19 protein-coding genes are annotated in these 17,373 nt (G+C 67.8%); 12 read left to right on the top strand and 7 right to left on the bottom strand.

The annotated features are described in order from the left end of the window. Positions 1–4: 4 nt before the first annotated feature. The 6 genes from H0X95_RS02175 to H0X95_RS02150 all read right to left on the bottom strand — a co-directional run bounded on the left by H0X95_RS02175 (position 5) and on the right by H0X95_RS02150 (position 6,204). Positions 5–1,489, bottom strand: coding sequence for an NCS1 family nucleobase:cation symporter-1 (locus H0X95_RS02175; protein WP_006495585.1), 1,485 nt, complete (start codon positions 1,487–1,489; stop codon positions 5–7). Positions 1,490–1,638: 149 nt separating this feature from the next. After that, entirely contained in the window at positions 1,639–2,343 is a 705-nt protein-coding gene (locus H0X95_RS02170) for a GntR family transcriptional regulator (RefSeq protein WP_006490206.1), read from the bottom strand. A 308-nt stretch (positions 2,344–2,651) separates the two neighbouring features. Next, positions 2,652–3,590: a muramoyltetrapeptide carboxypeptidase gene (gene ldcA / locus H0X95_RS02165; protein WP_006490211.1), complete on the bottom strand. Its 939-nt coding sequence runs from the start codon at positions 3,588–3,590 to the stop codon at positions 2,652–2,654. Positions 3,591–3,691: 101 nt separating this feature from the next. Then, a complete protein-coding gene (tadA, locus tag H0X95_RS02160; RefSeq protein WP_006495582.1) occupies positions 3,692–4,288 on the bottom strand; it encodes a tRNA adenosine(34) deaminase TadA in 597 nt (198 codons plus the stop codon). Continuing rightward, positions 4,285–4,686, bottom strand: coding sequence for a DnaJ family domain-containing protein (locus H0X95_RS02155; RefSeq protein WP_006490221.1), 402 nt, complete (start codon positions 4,684–4,686; stop codon positions 4,285–4,287). Before H0X95_RS02155 ends, tadA begins: the two co-directional genes overlap by 4 nt. 300 nt (positions 4,687–4,986) lie before the next feature. Beyond that, positions 4,987–6,204: an MFS transporter gene (locus tag H0X95_RS02150; protein WP_034201597.1), complete on the bottom strand. Its 1,218-nt coding sequence runs from the start codon at positions 6,202–6,204 to the stop codon at positions 4,987–4,989. Positions 6,205–6,520: 316 nt separating this feature from the next. Between H0X95_RS02150 and H0X95_RS02145 the strand changes: the two genes are divergently transcribed. From H0X95_RS02145 to H0X95_RS02095, 11 genes are all read left to right on the top strand, one after another. Next, positions 6,521–7,291, top strand: a complete 771-nt coding sequence (locus H0X95_RS02145; RefSeq protein WP_006490849.1) for a GntR family transcriptional regulator — start codon at positions 6,521–6,523, stop codon at positions 7,289–7,291. After that, positions 7,288–9,027 carry a fumarate reductase/succinate dehydrogenase flavoprotein subunit gene (locus H0X95_RS02140; protein WP_006490842.1) on the top strand — a complete coding sequence of 580 codons (1,740 nt, stop codon included), beginning with the start codon at positions 7,288–7,290 and terminating at the stop codon, positions 9,025–9,027. The genes H0X95_RS02145 and H0X95_RS02140 overlap by 4 nt, the downstream gene beginning before the upstream one ends. Before the next feature lie 11 nt (positions 9,028–9,038). After that, positions 9,039–9,284, top strand: coding sequence for a 4Fe-4S dicluster domain-containing protein (locus H0X95_RS02135; RefSeq protein WP_006490846.1), 246 nt, complete (start codon positions 9,039–9,041; stop codon positions 9,282–9,284). Positions 9,285–9,333: 49 nt separating this feature from the next. Beyond that, entirely contained in the window at positions 9,334–10,758 is a 1,425-nt protein-coding gene (locus tag H0X95_RS02130) for an ABC transporter substrate-binding protein (RefSeq protein WP_034201595.1), read from the top strand. A gap of 44 nt (positions 10,759–10,802) precedes the next feature. After that, positions 10,803–11,678 (top strand): ABC transporter permease, encoded by an 876-nt coding sequence (locus H0X95_RS02125; protein WP_006495577.1) that lies wholly within the window; start codon positions 10,803–10,805, stop codon positions 11,676–11,678. Beyond that, complete coding sequence (locus H0X95_RS02120; protein WP_059720669.1) at positions 11,675–12,463, top strand: ABC transporter ATP-binding protein; 789 nt, start codon at positions 11,675–11,677, stop codon at positions 12,461–12,463. Before H0X95_RS02125 ends, H0X95_RS02120 begins: the two co-directional genes overlap by 4 nt. A 37-nt stretch (positions 12,464–12,500) precedes the next feature. Beyond that, entirely contained in the window at positions 12,501–13,496 is a 996-nt protein-coding gene (locus H0X95_RS02115; RefSeq protein ID WP_059720670.1) for a HEAT repeat domain-containing protein, read from the top strand. Further along, entirely contained in the window at positions 13,493–13,771 is a 279-nt protein-coding gene (locus H0X95_RS02110; protein WP_048989274.1) for a gamma-butyrobetaine hydroxylase-like domain-containing protein, read from the top strand. The genes H0X95_RS02115 and H0X95_RS02110 overlap by 4 nt, the downstream gene beginning before the upstream one ends. 106 nt (positions 13,772–13,877) lie before the next feature. Continuing rightward, on the top strand, positions 13,878–14,762 hold the full coding sequence (locus tag H0X95_RS02105; protein ID WP_059720671.1) for an NAD(P)-dependent oxidoreductase: 885 nt from the start codon (positions 13,878–13,880) through the stop codon (positions 14,760–14,762). A gap of 52 nt (positions 14,763–14,814) precedes the next feature. Further along, on the top strand, positions 14,815–15,288 hold the full coding sequence (locus tag H0X95_RS02100; protein WP_080403465.1) for an NUDIX hydrolase: 474 nt from the start codon (positions 14,815–14,817) through the stop codon (positions 15,286–15,288). Positions 15,289–15,384: 96 nt separating this feature from the next. After that, on the top strand, positions 15,385–15,834 hold the full coding sequence (locus H0X95_RS02095; RefSeq protein WP_034201590.1) for an acetyltransferase: 450 nt from the start codon (positions 15,385–15,387) through the stop codon (positions 15,832–15,834). A gap of 81 nt (positions 15,835–15,915) precedes the next feature. Here H0X95_RS02095 and H0X95_RS02090 read toward each other — a convergent pair whose 3' ends face one another. Continuing rightward, the gene (locus H0X95_RS02090) at positions 15,916–16,539 is read right to left on the bottom strand and encodes a 2'-5' RNA ligase family protein (RefSeq protein ID WP_063889494.1); all 624 of its coding nucleotides are present in this window, start codon (positions 16,537–16,539) and stop codon (positions 15,916–15,918) included. A gap of 118 nt (positions 16,540–16,657) precedes the next feature. Here H0X95_RS02090 and H0X95_RS02085 point away from each other — a divergent pair, with 118 nt between their 5' ends. Further along, positions 16,658–17,275 (top strand): 3'-5' exonuclease, encoded by a 618-nt coding sequence (locus H0X95_RS02085; RefSeq protein WP_006495570.1) that lies wholly within the window; start codon positions 16,658–16,660, stop codon positions 17,273–17,275. The last annotated feature ends 98 nt before the right edge of the window (positions 17,276–17,373 follow it).

Here is a 17,373-nt window from a genome sequence, read left to right as displayed (position 1 = left end):
CTCCTTACGCCTTCGCGCTCGCGAGCAGCCGGTAGAACACGAAGCCGAGCCCCGCGCCGATGAACCACGAGAAATTCGCGACACCCTGCCAGCCCGGCACCATCACGCAGGCCACCGCGATCACCGCGGCCGGCAACAGCGCGGCGAGCGCGCGGCGGTTCACGCCGCCCGTGTACCAGTAGCTGCCGCTTTCCGACATCGTGTACAGGTCGTCGCGCACGAGGCGGCCGCGCTTGACGAGGTAGAAGTCGGCGATCAGCACGCCGTACAGCGGGCCGATGAACGCGCCGAGCACGTCGAGCGTGTAGTGGATCACGGCCGGGTTGTTGAACAGGTTCCACGGCGTGATGAAGATCGACGCGACGGCCGCGAGCATCCCGCCCGCGCGCCAGCTGATCAGGCGCGGTGCGACGTTCGAGAAATCGAACGCGGGCGACACGAAGTTCGCGACGATGTTGATGCCGATCGTCGCGATCGTGAACGTCAGCGCGCCGAGGATCACCGCGGTCGGATGGTCGATGCGGCCGACCGTCTCGACCGGGTCGGTGATCAGTTCGCCGAACACCGGCAGCGTCGCGGCCGTCGTGATCACCGTGACCAGCGAGAACGCGAGGAAGTTGACCGGCAGCCCCCAGAAATTGCCGCGCTTCACTTCGCCGAACGAGCGGCAGTAGCGCGAGAAATCGCCGAAGTTCAGCATCGGCCCGGAGAAGTACGACACGACGAGCGACACGGCGGTAATCATCACCGGAATCACTTCCGCGCCGTGATACTTGACGCCGCCGAGGTTGATGCCGATGTTGCGCCAGCCTGCGCGCCACACCATGTAGCCGGCCAGGATGAACATCACGACATAGACGGCCGGGCCCGCGAAGTCGATGAACTTCTTGATCGTCTCCATCCCGTTCCAGAACACGAACGCCTGCAGCACCCACAACAGCATGAAGCCGGCCCAGCCGACCGCCGACAGCCCGAGGAAGCCGTAGCGATGGACGTCCGCATACGGCAGCCATTGCGGGAAGAATTTCAGCACGACGATCACGAGCGCGCTCGACGCAAGATAAGTCTGGATGCCGTACCACGCGATCGCGATCAGCCCGCGGATCACGGCCGGCACGTTCGCACCGAGCACGCCGAACGTCGCGCGGCACGCGACCGGATACGGCACGCCGATCTGCTGGCTCGGCCGCGCGATCAGGTTGCACAGCGCGTTCACGAGGCCGATGCCGACGATCAGCGCGATCAGCACCTGCCAGCTCGTCAGCCCGAGCGCGAACAGGCTGCCCGCGAACACGTAGCCGCCGACGCTGTGCACGTCCGACATCCAGAACGCGAAGATGTTGTACGAGCCCCATGTCTGATTTTTAAGGGGTGCCAAATCTTCGTTGTACAGACGTTCGCTGTAACCATCCGGCAACGCCGGACCGCCGCCCTCGCCGCCTTCTTCCGCCGGATAGGCGCTGTCGTGCGCCACACTGAACTGAGCCATGACTTCTCCTTGACGCGGCCGGAAGGCCGCTCCACCGTCATCGATATCGCTCCGGATCGTCGCCCGGAGTCGGACCAGCGGCCCGCGGCAAACACCGCGGGCCCGCATTTCGCTCGTTCTGTGGCGCGCGGCCGGGTTCGCGTCGCCGCTCAGGCGCCGCCGAACACTTCGCGCAAATCGACCTGCCCTTGCGCGGGCCGGTCCAGCATCTTCAGTTCGACATGCTGCAGGTGGCGCGCCATCAGCGTCACCGCCTGCTTCGGATCGCCCGCCTCCAGCGCGGCGAGGATCTCGTCGTGGTCGTCGCACGAGCACGGGCTGCGCCCGTGCGATTCGTACAGCGCCGACATCAGCGTCGAGCGTGCGACGAGCCCTTCGAGGCACTCGCTGAGCGTCGCATTGCCCATCAGCGTCGCGAGCGCCGTATGGAATTCGCCCGACAGCCGGATCCACGCGGCGAAGTCGTGCCGCTCGAACGCCTTGCGCTCCTTGTCGATCAGCGCGGCGACGCCCTTCAAGCGCCTGGCGCCGGGGCCGGTGGCGAGCCGCTCGACCACGGCCAGCTCGATGATCCGGCGCATCTCGAACACTTCGTGCACGTCCTGCAGCGTCGGGCTCGCGACGAACGCCCCGCGGTTCGGCTCGAGGTCGACCAGCTTGTCGGTCGCGAGCTGCGCGAGCGCCTGGCGGATCGTCCCGCGCTTCACACCGAACACGTCGCAGAGCTGCGCCTCCGTCAGCTTCGCGCCGGGCGCGAGCCGATGCTCGAGGATCGCCGTGCGGATGCGCTCGGCGATCGCTTCGGGACCGGCTGCACCGGACGGAGAGGAATCGGGCTCGTTCATGATCTGCATCGTGTGATGGTCCTCATCCTAGGGCGGACATAAAGATTGTCAACAATTCTTTTGCAGGATTCCGCACAATCGGCGTGCGCCGGCATGTCTCCATTCGGTGCAGTGCGCACGAATTCCATGCACGACAAGCCTGACAGGCAATACGGAGGCCCTTCTCGTCGTATACCCTTCCGGCCATTTTGTTGACAAAAATGGTGCACAGACGGGCGAAAGTCGCGTGGACGTCGACGAAAAATATGGACCGTTAGTTGCGCGTTTACATGAAGAAAAAGGCGGGAAAACCCGCCTTTCGATCGATCGCGCCGGCATCAGCCGAGATGCGGATAGTCCGACACCGTGAGCCGGAACCCGTGCGCATTCGCGACCAGTTGGGCCTGCGCGCCGAACGGCAGCGTCAGCAGGTCGGGCACGTGGCCGAACTGGAGCCCCGTGACGACCGGAATCCCGACCACCGCGCGCACCTGGTCGATCATCGCCTGCATGTCGTAGCCGTTGTCGTACTCGAACGGCCGCGCGCCGGTGAACTGGCCGAGCACGAGCGCCTGCTGGCGTGCGAGCAGCCCCGACAAATGCAGCTGATAGATCATCCGCTCGATCCGGAACGGCTGCTCGTTGACGTCCTCGATGAACAGGATGCCGCCCTCGATGTCGGGCATGTACGGCGTGCCGACCAGCGACGTGAGGATCGCGAGGTTGCCGCCCCACAGCGTGCCGGTCACGTTCACCGCCTGCACCTGCGGTGCGTCGGCGACGATCGTCGTGCTCGGCTGCGTCAGCGTCTGCCAGAAATGCCGCATCGTGAAGTCGCTCGGCGTTTCGGCGCCGAAGTCGGCCGACAGCATCGGGCCGCCGAACGTCTTGATGCGCGCCTTCGCATACAGCGCCAGCTGGATCGCCGTGAAGTCGCTGTGACCGACGAGCGCGACCGGCTGGTCGCGCAGCCGGCGCTCGAGGCCGCGATAGTCGAGCCCGTGCAGAATGCGTGCGGCGCCGTAGCCGCCGCGCACCGCGAGCGCGATGTCCGGCAGCGGCCGCTCGGGATCCGCGAGGCGGTTCAGGTCGCCTGCGCGCTCGCCATCGGTGCCGCCGAAGCGCTGGAAGCGCCGCTGCGTCGCCTCGATGTTCTCGATGCGCTGCTGCGCGGTGCTGAGGCGCTCGAGCGCGCGATTGATCGCGTCGGGGTCGTGCGGATAGCCGGACGGCGCCAGCAGGCGGATGGTGTAGGACGCGGCGGGCTGGAAGGACATGGCGAAAGGTATCGGGATCGTCAAACCTGCTTAGAGGGTCCGAACCGGGTCCGGTTCACGGAAACCGTGCGCGCCCGGAACGACGGGCGCGGCGGCGGCGACTATGACGCGCCGGATTCGGCGTCGCGGGCGAGCCGTGCCTCGCGCAACGCGCGACGGCGCTCGGCGAAGAACGACTTCAGCGCGGCGCCGCATTCGTCGGCGAGCACGCCGCCCGTCACTTCGGTGTGGTGGTTCAACTGCGGATTCGCGAATGCGTCGATCACGCTGCCGCACGCGCCCGTCTTCGGGTCGGCCGCGCCATAGACGACCCGCGCGATGCGGGCGTGCATGATCGCGCCGGCGCACATCAGGCACGGCTCGAGCGTCACGTACAGCTCGCAGCCCGGCATCCGGTAATTCTGCAACTGCTGCGCGGCCATGCGCAGCGCGGCCATTTCGGCATGCGCGGACGGGTCGTGCCCGCCGATCGGATGGTTGAAGCCGCGTGCGATCACTTCGTCGCCGCGCACGAGCACCGCGCCGACCGGCACTTCGCCGGCCGCACGCGCCTCTTCGGCGGCGGCTTGCGCAAGACGCATGAAATGGAGGTCGCGCGCCGAGATGGGCGCGGCTTCGTGAACGGGAGAATCGGCGACGGGTTCAGCGGCCGGGGCGGCTGCCGAGCGGGCTGCGTCGTGCAGCGCGTCGGACGTCACATCGTCCCCGCTTCGGCGGACGCGTCGTCGAGCCCGCGCTCGCACAGGCGTTCCGCGATGCGCCGGCAGTAGTCGCGCGGCATCACCATCGGGCCGCCGCGCAGCGACTCCAGCGCCATGTCGAGCGCGAGGATCTTCGCCTGCAGCCGGCAACGCGCGGCACGGTCGCTGACCGCCTGCACTTCGTCGTGCAGATTGCGCAGCGCGCGCAGTTGCTCGACGGCCGGCGGCACGAAGCCCGCGTTCTTCAGGATACGGTTGGCCACCCGCACCTCCTCGGGCACGAGCAGGTCGTCATCCAGCGCCTGCGGCGCGCCGGTACCCGGCAAATCGTCGAACTCGCCCCGCGCGGCGGCGGCGGCAATACGTTGTTCGACCAGGGCGTCAAGCAATCTCATCAGTCAATCGGAACAATGCGGCAGGCCGAATTCTAGCAGGGTGACGCCGGTATGACAGGCCCTTCGAATATATGCTCGATATTGCGTTTTTTAGGGGCCGAATCGCTGCGCATGCGCGCCGATCGCCGTCAGTTGCCGCTCTGCTGCGCCGCAGCAGGCTGAGCGCCGTTCGCACGCTTCCAAACGCATGCGCTGCCCGGACCCATTTTTTAATTCGCGACGAGACGATCGACCCCTGTCGACCCGGCGAAAACGCCCACCGCCGCCACTTCCGCCGTCGCATTCGATGACGTGGCCCGATTACGCAGTCACCGTTTCCGGCCGCGCTTTCGCGAACGGGCGGAACATCGTCGCGATCAGGAACGCGCCGATCCCGATCGCGAACGACCCGAGGTACAGCCAGCCGTAGCTGCCGAACGCATCGACGATCAGCCCGCCCGCGACCGGGCCCGTGGCCATCCCGAGGCTGCCCGCCATCGCGCAGCCGCCGATCACGGTGCCCATCATCCGCAGCGGGAAATTCTCGCGCGCGAGCACCGAATACAGCGGCATCACGCCTGCATAGATGAAGCCGAACAGCGTCGCGACCGCGTAGAAGCCGTCGAGCGTGCGCACGAAGTAGTAACCGAGCGCGCCGAGCGCCTGCGCGAGCAGCCCCGCCACCAGCATGCGCTTCGCGCCGAGGCGGTCGCCGAGCAGCCCGAACGCGATCCGGCCGCCCATCCCCGCCAGCCCTTCGACGCTGTAGATCGACACCGCGACGATCAGCGGAATCCCGCAGGTCACCGCGTAGCTGACCGTATGGAAGATCGGGCCGGAATGCGTCGCGCAGCAGAAGAAGTTGGTCAGCAGCAGCACCATGAACTGCGGCGAGCGCAGCGCATCCGCGACCGACATCGCGGCGGGCGCGCCGCCGGCCGCAGGCGCCGCGTGCGCGGGGGCCGCGTCGAGCGCGGGCGCCCGGCGCACCAGCAGCGACACCGGAATCATCACGGCGGCCGCCAGCGCGGCAATCAGCAGCATCGACGTGCGCCAGTCGCGCACCGACACGAGCCAGGCGGCGAGCGGCGCCATCGTCATCGGCGCCATCCCCATGCCGGCCGACACCAGCGACACCGCGAGGCTGCGGTGCGTGTCGAACCAGCCGGTCACGCACGCCATCATCGGCGCGAATATCGCGGCCGTCGCGCTGCCGACGGCCAGGCCGAAGGTCAGCTGGAACACGAGCAGCGACGGCGCGCGGCTCGCCAGCGCCAGGCTCGCCGACAGCAGCACGGCGCCCGCGATCACGACCGGCCGCGTGCCGACGCGGTCCGACAGGCTGCCCCACGCCATGCTCGCAAACGCCATCGCGATGAAACCGAGCGTCATCGCGGCGGAAATGCCGGTCATCGACCAGCCCGTATCGCGCGCAATGGATCGCAGGAACACCGGTAACGAAAACATCGCGCCGATCGCGACGCAGCCCATCAGGCCGCCCGCGGCGACGATCACCCAGCGGTATCGGGAATCCGGCATGTGGCGTGTCATGGGGTCTCTCCTCGTTCGTTGCGCCAATCGCGGAAGCCGGGTGGCGGCCGCCTGGCGCGGCGCACTGCCCGGTCGATATCGATACGACGGGCGACGCAGCGGGAAATCGACACGCGCGGCGCACGAAACCGCGCTTTTTTATTGTCGACGATTGCGCACGGCTCGCAAGGGTCGGATCACCCGCTCGCCGCGCCGCCTGCCGCCCCGCTTTTCCGCAACCGGAAATTCGAAATCACAAATAGTTGGTTGGGGCGCGCCATCGCGCTGGCTACACTCGTCCCATCTTGTCATAACAAGTTGACCGATGCCCCCACCCAACGTCGTGCCGCTGTCCGCGGCCCCGCTCTACGTGCAGATCAAGGACACGCTGCGCGCACGCATCCTCGACGGCACCTACGCGCCGCACAGCCGGATGCCGTCCGAGCACGAGCTCTGCGCGATGTTCGACGTCAGCCGCATCACAGTGCGCCAGGCACTCGGCGACCTGCAGAAGGAAGGCCTGCTGTTCAAGCTGCACGGCAAGGGCACGTTCGTGTCGAAGCCGAAGGCGTTCCAGAACGTGACGTCGCTGCAGGGGTTCGCCGAGGCGATGTCGTCGATGGGCTACGAGATCGTCAACCAGTTGCGCAGCCTGCGCACGGTGAAGGCCGATCGCCATCTCGCGACGAAGCTGAACGTGCCCGAAGGCGCGCCGCTCGTCGAGATCCATCGCGTGCGGCTGCTGAACCGCGAACCCGTGTCGCTCGAACAGACCTGGGTGCCGGAAGCGCTCGGCAAGCGCCTCGCCGGCGCCGATCTCGCGACCCGCGACATCTTCCTGATCCTGGAGAACGACTGCGGCATCCCGCTCGGCCATGCCGACGTGTCGATCGACGCGATCCTCGCGGACGACGAAATCGTCGACGCGCTGCACGTCGAGGAAAGCAGCCCCGTGCTGCGCATCGAACGCCTCACGCACGACGCGTCGGGCGCGCCGATCGACTACGAATACCTCTACTTCCGCGGCGACGCCTTCCAGTACCGGTTGCGCGTCGACCGGCAGAAGGCGCGCAAACCTGCAAGGAACCCGCGATGAATACCCATGTGCATGAATACGACATCGTCGTGGTCGGCGGCGGCACGGCCGGCCCGATGGCGGCCATCAAGGCGAAGGAGCGCGATCCGTCGCTGCGCGTGCTGCTGCTCGAGAAGGCCAACGTGAAACGCAGCGGCGCGATCTCGATGGGGATGGACGGCCTGAACAACGCGGTGATTCCCGGTCATGCGACGCCCGAGCAATACACGCGCGAGATCACGATCGCCAACGACGGGATCGTCGATCAAGAGGCCGTGTACGCATACGCGACGCACAGCTTCACGACGATCGAGCAGCTCGACCGCTGGGGCGTGAAGTTCGAGAAGGACGGCACCGGCGATTACGCGGTGAAGAAGGTTCACCACATGGGCTCGTACGTGCTGCCGATGCCGGAAGGCCACGACATCAAGAAGGTGCTGTACCGGCAACTGAAGCGCGCCCGCATCGCGATCACGAACCGGATCGTCGCGACGCGCGTGCTGACCGACGCGCAGGGCCGCGCGAGCGGCGTGCTCGGCTTCGACTGCCGCACCGCCGACTTCCACGTGATCCGCGCGAAGGCGGTGATCCTCTGCTGCGGCGCGGCCGGCCGCCTCGGCCTGCCGGCATCGGGCTACCTGATGGGCACGTACGAGAACCCGACCAACGCGGGCGACGGCTATGCGATGGCCTATCACGCGGGCGCCGCACTCGCGAACCTCGAATGCTTCCAGATCAATCCGCTGATCAAGGATTACAACGGCCCGGCCTGCGCGTACGTGACCGGCCCGCTCGGCGGCTTCACCGCGAACGGCAAGGGCGAGCGCTTCATCGAATGCGACTACTGGAGCGGCCAGATGATGTGGGAGTTCTACCAGGAACTGCAGAGCGGCAACGGCCCCGTGTTCCTGAAGCTCGACCATCTCGCGGAAGAAACGATCCAAACCATCGAGCAGATCCTGCATACCAACGAACGGCCGAGCCGTGGACGCTTCCATGCCGGGCGCGGCACCGACTACCGCAGCCAGATGGTCGAGATGCACATCTCCGAAATCGGCTTCTGCAGCGGCCACAGCGCATCGGGCGTGTACGTGAACGCACGCGCGGAGACGACCGTGCCGGGGTTGTACGCAGCCGGCGACATGGCGGCCGTCCCGCACAACTACATGCTCGGCGCATTCACGTACGGCTGGTTCGCCGGACAAAACGCGGCCGATGACGTGGCCGGCCGCGACCACGCGCCGGTGGACGACCAACAGGTCGATGCCGAGCGTACCCGCGTGCTCGCGCCGCTGCTGCGCGAGCGCGGGCTGGCGCCGGCGCAGGTCGAGTACAAGCTGCGCCGCATGGTGAACGACTACCTGCAACCGCCGAAAGTGACGCGCAAGATGGAAATCGGGCTGCAACGTTTTGACGGAATTATTGAGGATATCGAAGAAATAAAGGCCGACAACCCGCACGAGCTGATGCGCGCGGCCGAAGTGCGCGCGATCCGCGACTGCGCGGAAATGGCCGCACGCGCGTCGTTGTTCCGCACCGAAAGCCGCTGGGGGCTGTACCACCACCGCGTCGATTTTCCGCACCGCAACGATGCCGAATGGTTCTGCCACACGTGGCTGCGCAAGGACGCCGCGGGCGCGATGCGCAGCGAGAAGCGGCCGGTCGAACCGTACGTCGTGCCACTCGCCGACGACGAACGCGGCGCCTATGCGCAGTTGCGCATCCGCGAACCGGCCCCGCTCGCGGCCGCCCTTTGAGGAACCTTGCCATGCCCCATACCCCGCACGACATCTTCCAGCGCAGCAGCGCGCCCGTGACGATCGACGAGTCGCTGTGCATCGCCGACAAGGGCTGCACCGTGTGCGTCGACGTGTGTCCGCTCGACCTGCTCGCGATCGACGTCACCAAGGGCAAGGCCTATATGCAGTTCGACGAATGCTGGTACTGCATGCCGTGCGAACGCGACTGCCCGACCGGCGCGGTCAAGGTCGACATCCCTTACCTGCTGCGCTGACACGGCGCGCCGACCCGCGCCCCGCTTCCCCCTACCGGACTCACGACACATGAACACCACGCTACGGATGTTTCACCTGCTCGCCGCGTCGCTCGCGGTCGCGACCGCCGGTTTCGCGCATGCGGAGACGATCCGCGTCGCGATCGGCACGCAGGACACGACGATCAACTGCGCGACCGGCGGCCTGTTGATCCGCGAACTGCATCTGCTCGACAAGTACCTGCCGCGCACCGGCAAGTACCAGGACGTGAAGTACGACGTGCAGTGGAAGGACTTCACGTCCGGCGCGCCGCTGACCAACGAGATGGTCGCCGGCAAGCTCGACTTCGGCGCGATGGCCGATTTCCCCGGCGCGCTGAACGGCGCGGCGTTTCGCAAGGCCGGCCGCAAGAGCGTGTTCATCACGGTGCTCGACGGCAGCATCGACGGCAGCGGCAACGGGATCGTCGTGCCGACGAATTCGACGGTGCGCGGGCTGGCCGACCTGAAGGGCAAGACGATCTCGGTGCCGTTCGCGTCGACCGCGCACGGCATGCTGCTGCGCGCGATCAAGGCCCAGGGCTGGAACCCCGACACCGACGTGAACATCGTCACGCAGGCGCCGGAAGTGGCCGGCAGCGCGCTGAAGGCGAACAAGATCGACGCGCATGCGGACTTCGTGCCGTTCGCCGACCTGTTCCCGTACCGCGGCATCGCGCGCAAGGTCTACGACGGCGCGCAGACCCACGCGCCGACTTTCCATGGCGCGCTCGTTGACGCGGACTACGCGCAGCGCTATCCGGAAATCGTGGTGGCCTATCTGCGCGCCGCGATCGAAGCGAACCGCCTGCTCGCGCAGAATCCCGAAAAGTACAGCCTGCTGATCGAGAAAGTCACCGGCATCGAGGCGCCGGTCGACTACCTGTATCACGGGCCGCTCGGCATCCAGACCCGCGACCTGACGTGGAAGCCCGAATACCGGCAAGCGGTCGCGACGGCGATCGATACGCTGAAGCTGCTGAAGAAGACCGACTCCGCGCCCGACCCCGCGACGTTCGTCGACGATCGCTATATCCGCGCGGCGTTCAAGGCGTCCGGGCTCGACTACGACGCGGCGCTGAAACACTACGGCAAGCAGCCGCTCGTCGCGAACGATGCGTCGACCGGCAAGCCGATCCGCGATTTCAACGACGTCGCGCAGGTCTGGCTCGCCGGCGACGAAGCCGTGCGTCACTATGCGAGCCCCGCAGCCGCCTTTGCGGCGCTCGGCAAGCTCGGCCCGTCCGCGAAGGTGCGCGCGGTGTTCGTGCACGACCACGGCAGCGGCCTGAAGCTGTTCGCCGACCAGGCGTGGTACGTGAAAGACGCACACGGCGTGCTGACCGCGTTCCTGCTGAAGTCGGGCGCCGATGCGTACGCGCAGCAGGTATCGGGCGCGGTGGTCGACTACGCGGCCGCGAAGACCGTCACCGCGCAGGCGCTCGCCGCGCGCTGAGCATCGCGCCCTTCTCTTTCCATTCGTCGACACCGGACTCCCGCATGGCTGCCACCCTCGACCTCGTCAAACGCCGTCACGCCGACGCACCGCGCGCCGCCGACGCCCGCTCGCCGCATTCCGCCGCGCGCCGCCGCCCGACACCGATGCGCCGCCGCGCGTGGCGCATCGCATCGCTCGCCGCCTGCATCGCGCTGTGGCAGGCGGCCGTCCACTGGCGGCTGTCGCTCGGCATCGTCACGTTCGCGAACGTGCCCGCGCCGGCCGACGTGGGCCCCGCGCTGGCCTCGTTCCTGCAATCGCCGAAGCTGCCGATGCATCTGTTCGCGAGCATCACGCGCGTGCTGGCCGGCTTCGTCGCGGCGGCGTTCGCCGGCATCGGCCTCGGGCTCGCGATCGGCCGCTATCGCGCGCTCGAGGACACGCTGCTGCCGCCGCTCGAGATGCTGCGGCCGATTCCGGCCGTCGCGTGGATTCCGCTCGCGATCCTGATGTTTCCATCGTCCGAGCTGAGCATGATGTTCATCACGTTCGTCGGCGCGCTGTTCCCGATCCTGCTCAATACCGTGCACGGCGCCGAAGCCGTCGACCCGCGGCTCGTCGCGACCGCGCGCAGCCTCGGCACGCGCGGCCTCGCGCTCTATGCGGAAGTGATCCTGCCCGGCGCCGCGCCGTCGATCTTCACCGGCCTGTCGATCGGGATGGGCACCGCGTGGTTCTGCCTGGTCACGGCCGAGATGATCGCGGGCCAGTACGGCATCGGCTATTTCACATGGGAGTCCTATACGCTGCAGAACTACCCGGACATCGTGGTCGGCATGGCGCTGATCGGCCTGCTCGGGATGGGCAGCAGCCTGCTCGTCAAGCGGATCGGCGCGGTGCTCACGCCGTGGTACGCGCCGCGTGGAGGCCGGTCATGAGCACCGCCGAGATTACCGCACCCGCTCCCGGCCGTGTCGGCGTGCGTGCGCTGACGATCGAACTCGGCCCGCCTCATGCGCGCTTCGCGGCGCTCGATGCGCTCGACGTCGATATCGCGCCCGGCGAATTCGTCTGCGTGCTCGGGCCGTCCGGCTGCGGAAAATCGACGCTGCTCGGCGCGCTCGCCGGCCACGTCGCGGCCACGCACGGCGAGATCGTCGTCGATGGCGAACCGGTCGACCGCCCGCATCCCGATCGCGGGCTCGTGTTCCAGCAGCACACGTTGTTTCCGTGGAAGCGCGTGATCGACAACGTCGCGTTCGGCCTGAAGATGAAGGGCGCGCCCGCGCACGAGCGCCGCCGCGAGGCGGCCGAGCTGCTCGAACTCGTCGGGCTCGGCGGCTTCGGCGCGCACTACCCTTCGCAGCTGTCCGGCGGCATGCAGCAGCGCGTCGAGATCGCCCGCGTGCTGATCAACCGGCCGCGCGTGCTGCTGATGGACGAACCGTTCGGTGCGCTCGACGCGCAGACGCGCCGGATGATGCAGACGCTGCTGCTCGATATCTGGTCGCGCATCGGCACGACCGTGCTGTTCGTCACGCACGACATCGAGGAAGCGCTGTTTCTCGGCGACCGCATCCTGATGCTGTCGCCGCGGCCCGCACGCATCGTCGCCGACATCCGCGTGCCGCTCGCGCGGCCCCGCACCGACGACAGCACGACCGAACCCGCGTTCGTCGAGATCAAGCGCCGCTGCCTCGCGCTGCTGCGCGACGCCGCCTGAGCCCGTGCCTGCCCATTCACCGTACCGACTTTTTTCCATGACCGCTTCTTCTTCCGCTTTCCCGCTGCCCGGCGTGCCGGCCGCCGATCATGCCGCGCTCGTCGCGCGCCTCGCCGCAGGCGATGCATCGGTGCGCCGCATCGCGCTGCTCGAACTCGCCGATCTCGAGGCGCCCGAACTCGTGCCGTCGTTCGTCGCGGCGCTGCGCGACGATCCGTCCGCCGACGTACGCAGCGAGGCCGCGCGCGTGCTCGACGCGTGGGAGCAGCCCGATGTCGTCGACGCGCTGTGCCACGCGCTGCTCGATCCGGACGACAGCGTGCGCGCGACGGCCGCGCAAAGCCTGTCCGAACTGAAGGACGCGGCATCGGGCGCCGTGCTGTGCCGATGGGCCGACCGGCCCGAGCCGTTCGTACGCGGCGCCGTGCTGCGCGGCTTGCGCGAGTTGCGCGACCCCGGCGCGTTCGCGCCCGCGCTGCGTGCGCTCGACGCGTGCACCGCGGCCGTACGCGCCGAGGCGGTCGTCGTGCTCGGCTGGCTCAAGGACGGCCGCGCGCTGGCGCCGCTCGCCCGCATCGCGACCACGGACGCCGATGCGGACGTGCGGCGCGCCGCGGTCGGCGCGATCGGGTTTGCGGCGGCGGGCGACGCCGCCGTCGTCACCGCGTTGCTCGCGGCGCTGCGTGACGCCGAATGGCAGGTGCGCGAGGAAGCGGCGACCACGCTCGGCAAGCTGCGCATCGCGACCGCACGCGAGCCGCTCGTCGCCGCGCTCGACGACGACTACTGGCAGGTGCGCCTGCGCGCCGCGCGCGCACTCGGGCAATTGCGCGATGCGGCTGCGGCGCCGGCCGTCGTCGCGCTGCTCTCGCATGCGATCAGCAACCTGCGCAAGGAAGCCGCGCTCGCGCTCGGCGAATTGCGCGACCGGGCGACGCTGCCCGCGCTGAGCGCTGCGCTCGACGATCGCGACCCCGAAGTCCGCAAGGCCGTGCGGATAGCGATCGGCCAGGTCGACGAGGCGTCGCGATGATCGCGCCGATCGAAATCGCACTCGATCACCCGGCGCGCACACTGACGCTGCGCTGGTCCGACGGCGCGTCGCAACGTATCGACTATGCGCAATTGCGCGGCGGTTGCCCATGCGCGGAATGCCGAAAGATCCGGCTCGACGGCGGCCACGTCGACGCGCGGCCCGACCTGACGCTCGACGGCGTGGAAGCGCTCGGCTACGGTATCCGCTTCGTGTTCGGCGACGGCCATGCCCGCGGCATTTATCCGTGGCCGTACCTGGCGGACCTCGCGTAGCGACGACGACGCGGCTTGCGCGCTCGCGCGAGCCGGATGGCAGGCATGCGAAAACGCTGCGATACTGACGCCCACGATCGTCGCCACCTACCGTGGGAGCCGCACCATGCAAACCGCAGTCGGATTCATCGGCCTTGGCGTGATGGGCACGCCGATGGCGCTCAATCTCGCGCGGGCCGGCACGCCGCTCGTCGTGTGGAGCCGTTCGCACGGCAGCGACGATGCGCTGCGCGACGCCGGCGCACGCGTGGCCGACGACATCGACGACGTATTCGCATCCTGCCGCACCGTGATCCTGATGCTCGCGAACGATGCGGCAATCGATGCCGCCCTCGCACGCGGCACGCCTGCTTTTGCCGCCCGGGTCGGCGCGCATACGATCGTCAACATGGGCACGAATGCGCCGGACTATTCCCGCGCGCTCGCCGACGAAATCGCCGCCGCGTCCGGCCGCTACGTCGAGGCGCCCGTATCGGGCTCGCGCAAGCCGGCCGAAGCCGGTCAGCTCGTCGTGATGCTGGCCGGCGCGCCGGACGACGTCGATGCCGTCCGCGCGCTCGTGAAGCCGCTGTGCCGCGACAGCTTCGTGTGCGGCGACGTACCGTCGGCGCTGACGATGAAGCTCGCCGTCAACCTGTTCCTGATCACGATGGTCACGGGTCTCACCGAAGCCACGCACTTCGCGCAACGCCACGGTATCGATCTCGCGCGCTTCGCCGACGTGCTGAATGCCGGCCCGATGGCGAGCGACGTGTCGCGCGTGAAGCTCGGCAAGCTCGTCGCGGCAGATTTCTCGGTGCAGGCCGCGATCACCGACGTGCTGAAGAATGCGCGCCTCGTCGCCGAATCCGCGCGCGGCATCGGCATCGCGTCGCCGCTGCTCGACATTTGCCACGCACTGTACGGCGAAACCGAGCGGGCCGGACACGGCGCGGCCGACATGGTCGCCGTGATCCGCGCGATCGAACAGCGTACCGGGGACGTGCGATGAGCCGCGTACACGTAGTACCCGCGTTCGTTCGAACCGACAGGTAGGCGCGACCATGTCCGCAACCGGCAACGCTACGCCCTTGCGCCCCGTTCCCGCGGTGATCGGCATCGTGCTGCGCGAACGCGACGTGCTGCTCGTGCGCCGCGCGAATCCACCCGATGCAGGCTGCTGGGGCTTCCCCGGCGGCAAGATCGAGCCGGGCGAGCCGTTCGCGGATGCGGTCGTGCGCGAAATCGCGGAAGAAACGACGGTCGACGTGGAAGCGCTCGACGCCTTTACCGCGCTGGACGCGTTCGATTACGATGCGCACGGCGCCGTGCGCCAGCATTTCGTCATGGTCGCCGTGCTGTGCAGATGGCTGCGCGGCACGCCGGCCGCCGGCGACGATGCGCTCGACGCGCGCTGGTTCGGCATCGACGAACTCGACCGCGACGATTTGCCGATGAGCGCCGGCGTGCGCGACGTTGCGCGGCGAGCGATCGAGCGGGCTGCGGCGCTAGGCCACGCGCGGCCACCATCCGCCTGACACACTGCCGTCGCTGGCGCACTACCGGCGCGCGACGCGTTCGATCTATCCTGGCGCCCGCTACCCGCCGAGCGCCGGATCACCCCACGTCAAACCATGATCAGAATTCGACAATCCACCGAGGCCGACGGCACATGCGTGCTGGATATCTGGCGCAACGCCGTCGATGCCACGCATCACTTCCTGAGCGACGACGACCGTCGCGCGATCGAATCCGAAGTCGTCGCATTTCTGCCGGGCGCGCCGCTCGATCTGGCCGTCGACGAAACCGATCGCCCGATCGGCTTCATGCTGCTCGACGGCAGCCACATGGAAGCGCTGTTCGTCGATCCTGCCCACCATGGTGCGGGGGTCGGGCGACGGCTGGTCGAAGAAGCGCTCAAGCGCCATCCCGACCTGTCGACCGACGTCAACGAACAGAACCAAGCGGCAGCGGGATTTTATGAGCGCCTCGGATTCGAGCGCTGCGGACGATCGGAACTCGATGGACAGGGGCGGCCTTATCCGCTGCTTCATCTTCGTTATCGCGGGGGTGGTCGGGACTGAGCTGGAGTCCGGGCGAGCACGGAACGCGGCACCGACCTGGTCCGGATGCGCTGAAACGGCACCGCCCTTACAACATCGCGATCATCCCGGGGAGCGGCCGGTCGCCAGCGGCCAGCGCCCCAACACGTCGTAGTGCGACTTGCCGAGCCAGCTATCGACCAGGACGAAGTCGAACGCGGTCCAGGCAATCGGCTCGATCCGATACTCATCGGGCCGCTGCGGGCCATACAGCAGCGTCACGTGCGGGGTGAAACCCGAGGGAAAAACAGGTACGCCTACCCGTTTCAATGCATCTCGCAACTGCCGTCGAAAGTCGATCAAGTCTTCCAGACCGTTCCGCCCCGTCAGCACCAGCGGCTGATGACCGGGCCGCCCGTTGAAGCTGATGATCTTGTCGAACCTCACGGAGAAAGACGGCCCATCCATGCGGTCCGCGACCGCGCGGGCCCGTGCAAGCGTAGCGCCCGGCACGTAAGCGAAGTCGCCTAGCGAGCCCAGCGTGATGTGCAGACGCTCGGTGCCCACCGGACTGTCCTTCTTCTGCTGCAAGCTTTTGGCGATACCGGCAATGCGCGCGGCCGTGGCCGTATCCGGCATCACGGCGAAAAAGAAGCGGTGCACGGGAACCGGCGGCGGCGCATCGAATCCGGGTAGCGTCAGTTGAGTCACGGCAGCATGTCCGACTGGCCTGGAGCGAGATTTCATTATCGTCAATCGGCAGCCGGCCCGCTCGCCGCTCCACGGATCCGCCGTTCGCACGCCCGAAGATGCTACCCTCTCGGGCCAAACTCGACACCCTCTGATGACGCCCCCGAATTCAACCATGCAAACCGTCGCGGTACTGGACTTCGAAACCACCGGCCTGTCACCGAATCTGGGCGACCGTGCGACCGAAATTGCGGTCATCCTGCTACGCGACGGGGAAGTCGTAGACCGTTTCCAGAGTTTGATGAATGCCGGCCGACGCATCCCGTCCGATGTCGTTGCGCTCACCGGCATCACGAACGACATGATCGCGGCGGCACCACCCGCGTCCGAAGTCATGAAGGAAGCGGCCGCGTTCGTCGGCAAGCATGCGGTCGTGGCCCACAACGCCGGTTTCGACAAGCGCTTCTGGCAGTCGGAACTCGGGTTGCTCGGCATGTCGGCCGACCATGCGTTTGCGTGCACGATGCTGGTGGCGAGACGGATCTACCCGGACGCCCGGAGTCACCGCCTGTCGAGCCTGGTCGAGATGCTGCGGCTGCCGCAATCGGGCCGTGCGCACCGTGCGATGGTCGATGCCGAGATGGCTGGGCATCTGTGGTGCCGGTTGCAGCAGGATATTTCCCGGACTTATGGGCTGGATCGGATCGATCACGCGCTGATGTCGCGGGTTCAGGCGACGACCAAGGCGAAGGTGCCGATGTATTTGCGGTCGCTCGGGCGGGCGTGTGCGTGATGAATCCGGTCCGGGACTGCGAACACGGCGCTTCTTGACCGACTTCGCGCGTTAACGCAAAACGGCCTGGCAATCGCCAGGCCGCTTCTTGCCCACGC

It is taken from the genome of Burkholderia sp. 9779_493, from assembly GCF_015712215.1.
Lineage (GTDB): Bacteria > Pseudomonadota > Gammaproteobacteria > Burkholderiales > Burkholderiaceae > Burkholderia > Burkholderia cenocepacia.
This window is presented reverse-complemented; position numbering and strand designations above follow the sequence as displayed.

Excerpts from the sequence above, each read along its gene's own strand:
- ldcA (WP_006490211.1), bottom strand. The coding sequence starts at position 3,590 with ATGTCCTTCCAGCCCGCCGCGTCCTACACCATCCGCCTGCTGGCGCCG.
- H0X95_RS02095 (WP_034201590.1), top strand. The coding sequence starts at position 15,385 with ATGATCAGAATTCGACAATCCACCGAGGCCGACGGCACATGCGTGCTG.
- H0X95_RS02125 (WP_006495577.1), top strand. The coding sequence starts at position 10,803 with ATGGCTGCCACCCTCGACCTCGTCAAACGCCGTCACGCCGACGCACCG.
- H0X95_RS02150 (WP_034201597.1), bottom strand. The coding sequence starts at position 6,204 with ATGCCGGATTCCCGATACCGCTGGGTGATCGTCGCCGCGGGCGGCCTG.
- H0X95_RS02110 (WP_048989274.1), top strand. The coding sequence starts at position 13,493 with ATGATCGCGCCGATCGAAATCGCACTCGATCACCCGGCGCGCACACTG.
- H0X95_RS02085 (WP_006495570.1), top strand. The coding sequence starts at position 16,658 with ATGCAAACCGTCGCGGTACTGGACTTCGAAACCACCGGCCTGTCACCG.
- H0X95_RS02130 (WP_034201595.1), top strand. The coding sequence starts at position 9,334 with ATGAACACCACGCTACGGATGTTTCACCTGCTCGCCGCGTCGCTCGCG.
- H0X95_RS02140 (WP_006490842.1), top strand. The coding sequence starts at position 7,288 with ATGAATACCCATGTGCATGAATACGACATCGTCGTGGTCGGCGGCGGC.
- H0X95_RS02090 (WP_063889494.1), bottom strand. The coding sequence starts at position 16,539 with ATGAAATCTCGCTCCAGGCCAGTCGGACATGCTGCCGTGACTCAACTG.
- H0X95_RS02120 (WP_059720669.1), top strand. The coding sequence starts at position 11,675 with ATGAGCACCGCCGAGATTACCGCACCCGCTCCCGGCCGTGTCGGCGTG.
- H0X95_RS02170 (WP_006490206.1), bottom strand. The coding sequence starts at position 2,343 with ATGCAGATCATGAACGAGCCCGATTCCTCTCCGTCCGGTGCAGCCGGT.
- H0X95_RS02105 (WP_059720671.1), top strand. The coding sequence starts at position 13,878 with ATGCAAACCGCAGTCGGATTCATCGGCCTTGGCGTGATGGGCACGCCG.
- H0X95_RS02155 (WP_006490221.1), bottom strand. The coding sequence starts at position 4,686 with ATGAGATTGCTTGACGCCCTGGTCGAACAACGTATTGCCGCCGCCGCC.
- H0X95_RS02145 (WP_006490849.1), top strand. The coding sequence starts at position 6,521 with ATGCCCCCACCCAACGTCGTGCCGCTGTCCGCGGCCCCGCTCTACGTG.
- H0X95_RS02175 (WP_006495585.1), bottom strand. The coding sequence starts at position 1,489 with ATGGCTCAGTTCAGTGTGGCGCACGACAGCGCCTATCCGGCGGAAGAA.
- H0X95_RS02115 (WP_059720670.1), top strand. The coding sequence starts at position 12,501 with ATGACCGCTTCTTCTTCCGCTTTCCCGCTGCCCGGCGTGCCGGCCGCC.
- H0X95_RS02135 (WP_006490846.1), top strand. The coding sequence starts at position 9,039 with ATGCCCCATACCCCGCACGACATCTTCCAGCGCAGCAGCGCGCCCGTG.
- H0X95_RS02100 (WP_080403465.1), top strand. The coding sequence starts at position 14,815 with ATGTCCGCAACCGGCAACGCTACGCCCTTGCGCCCCGTTCCCGCGGTG.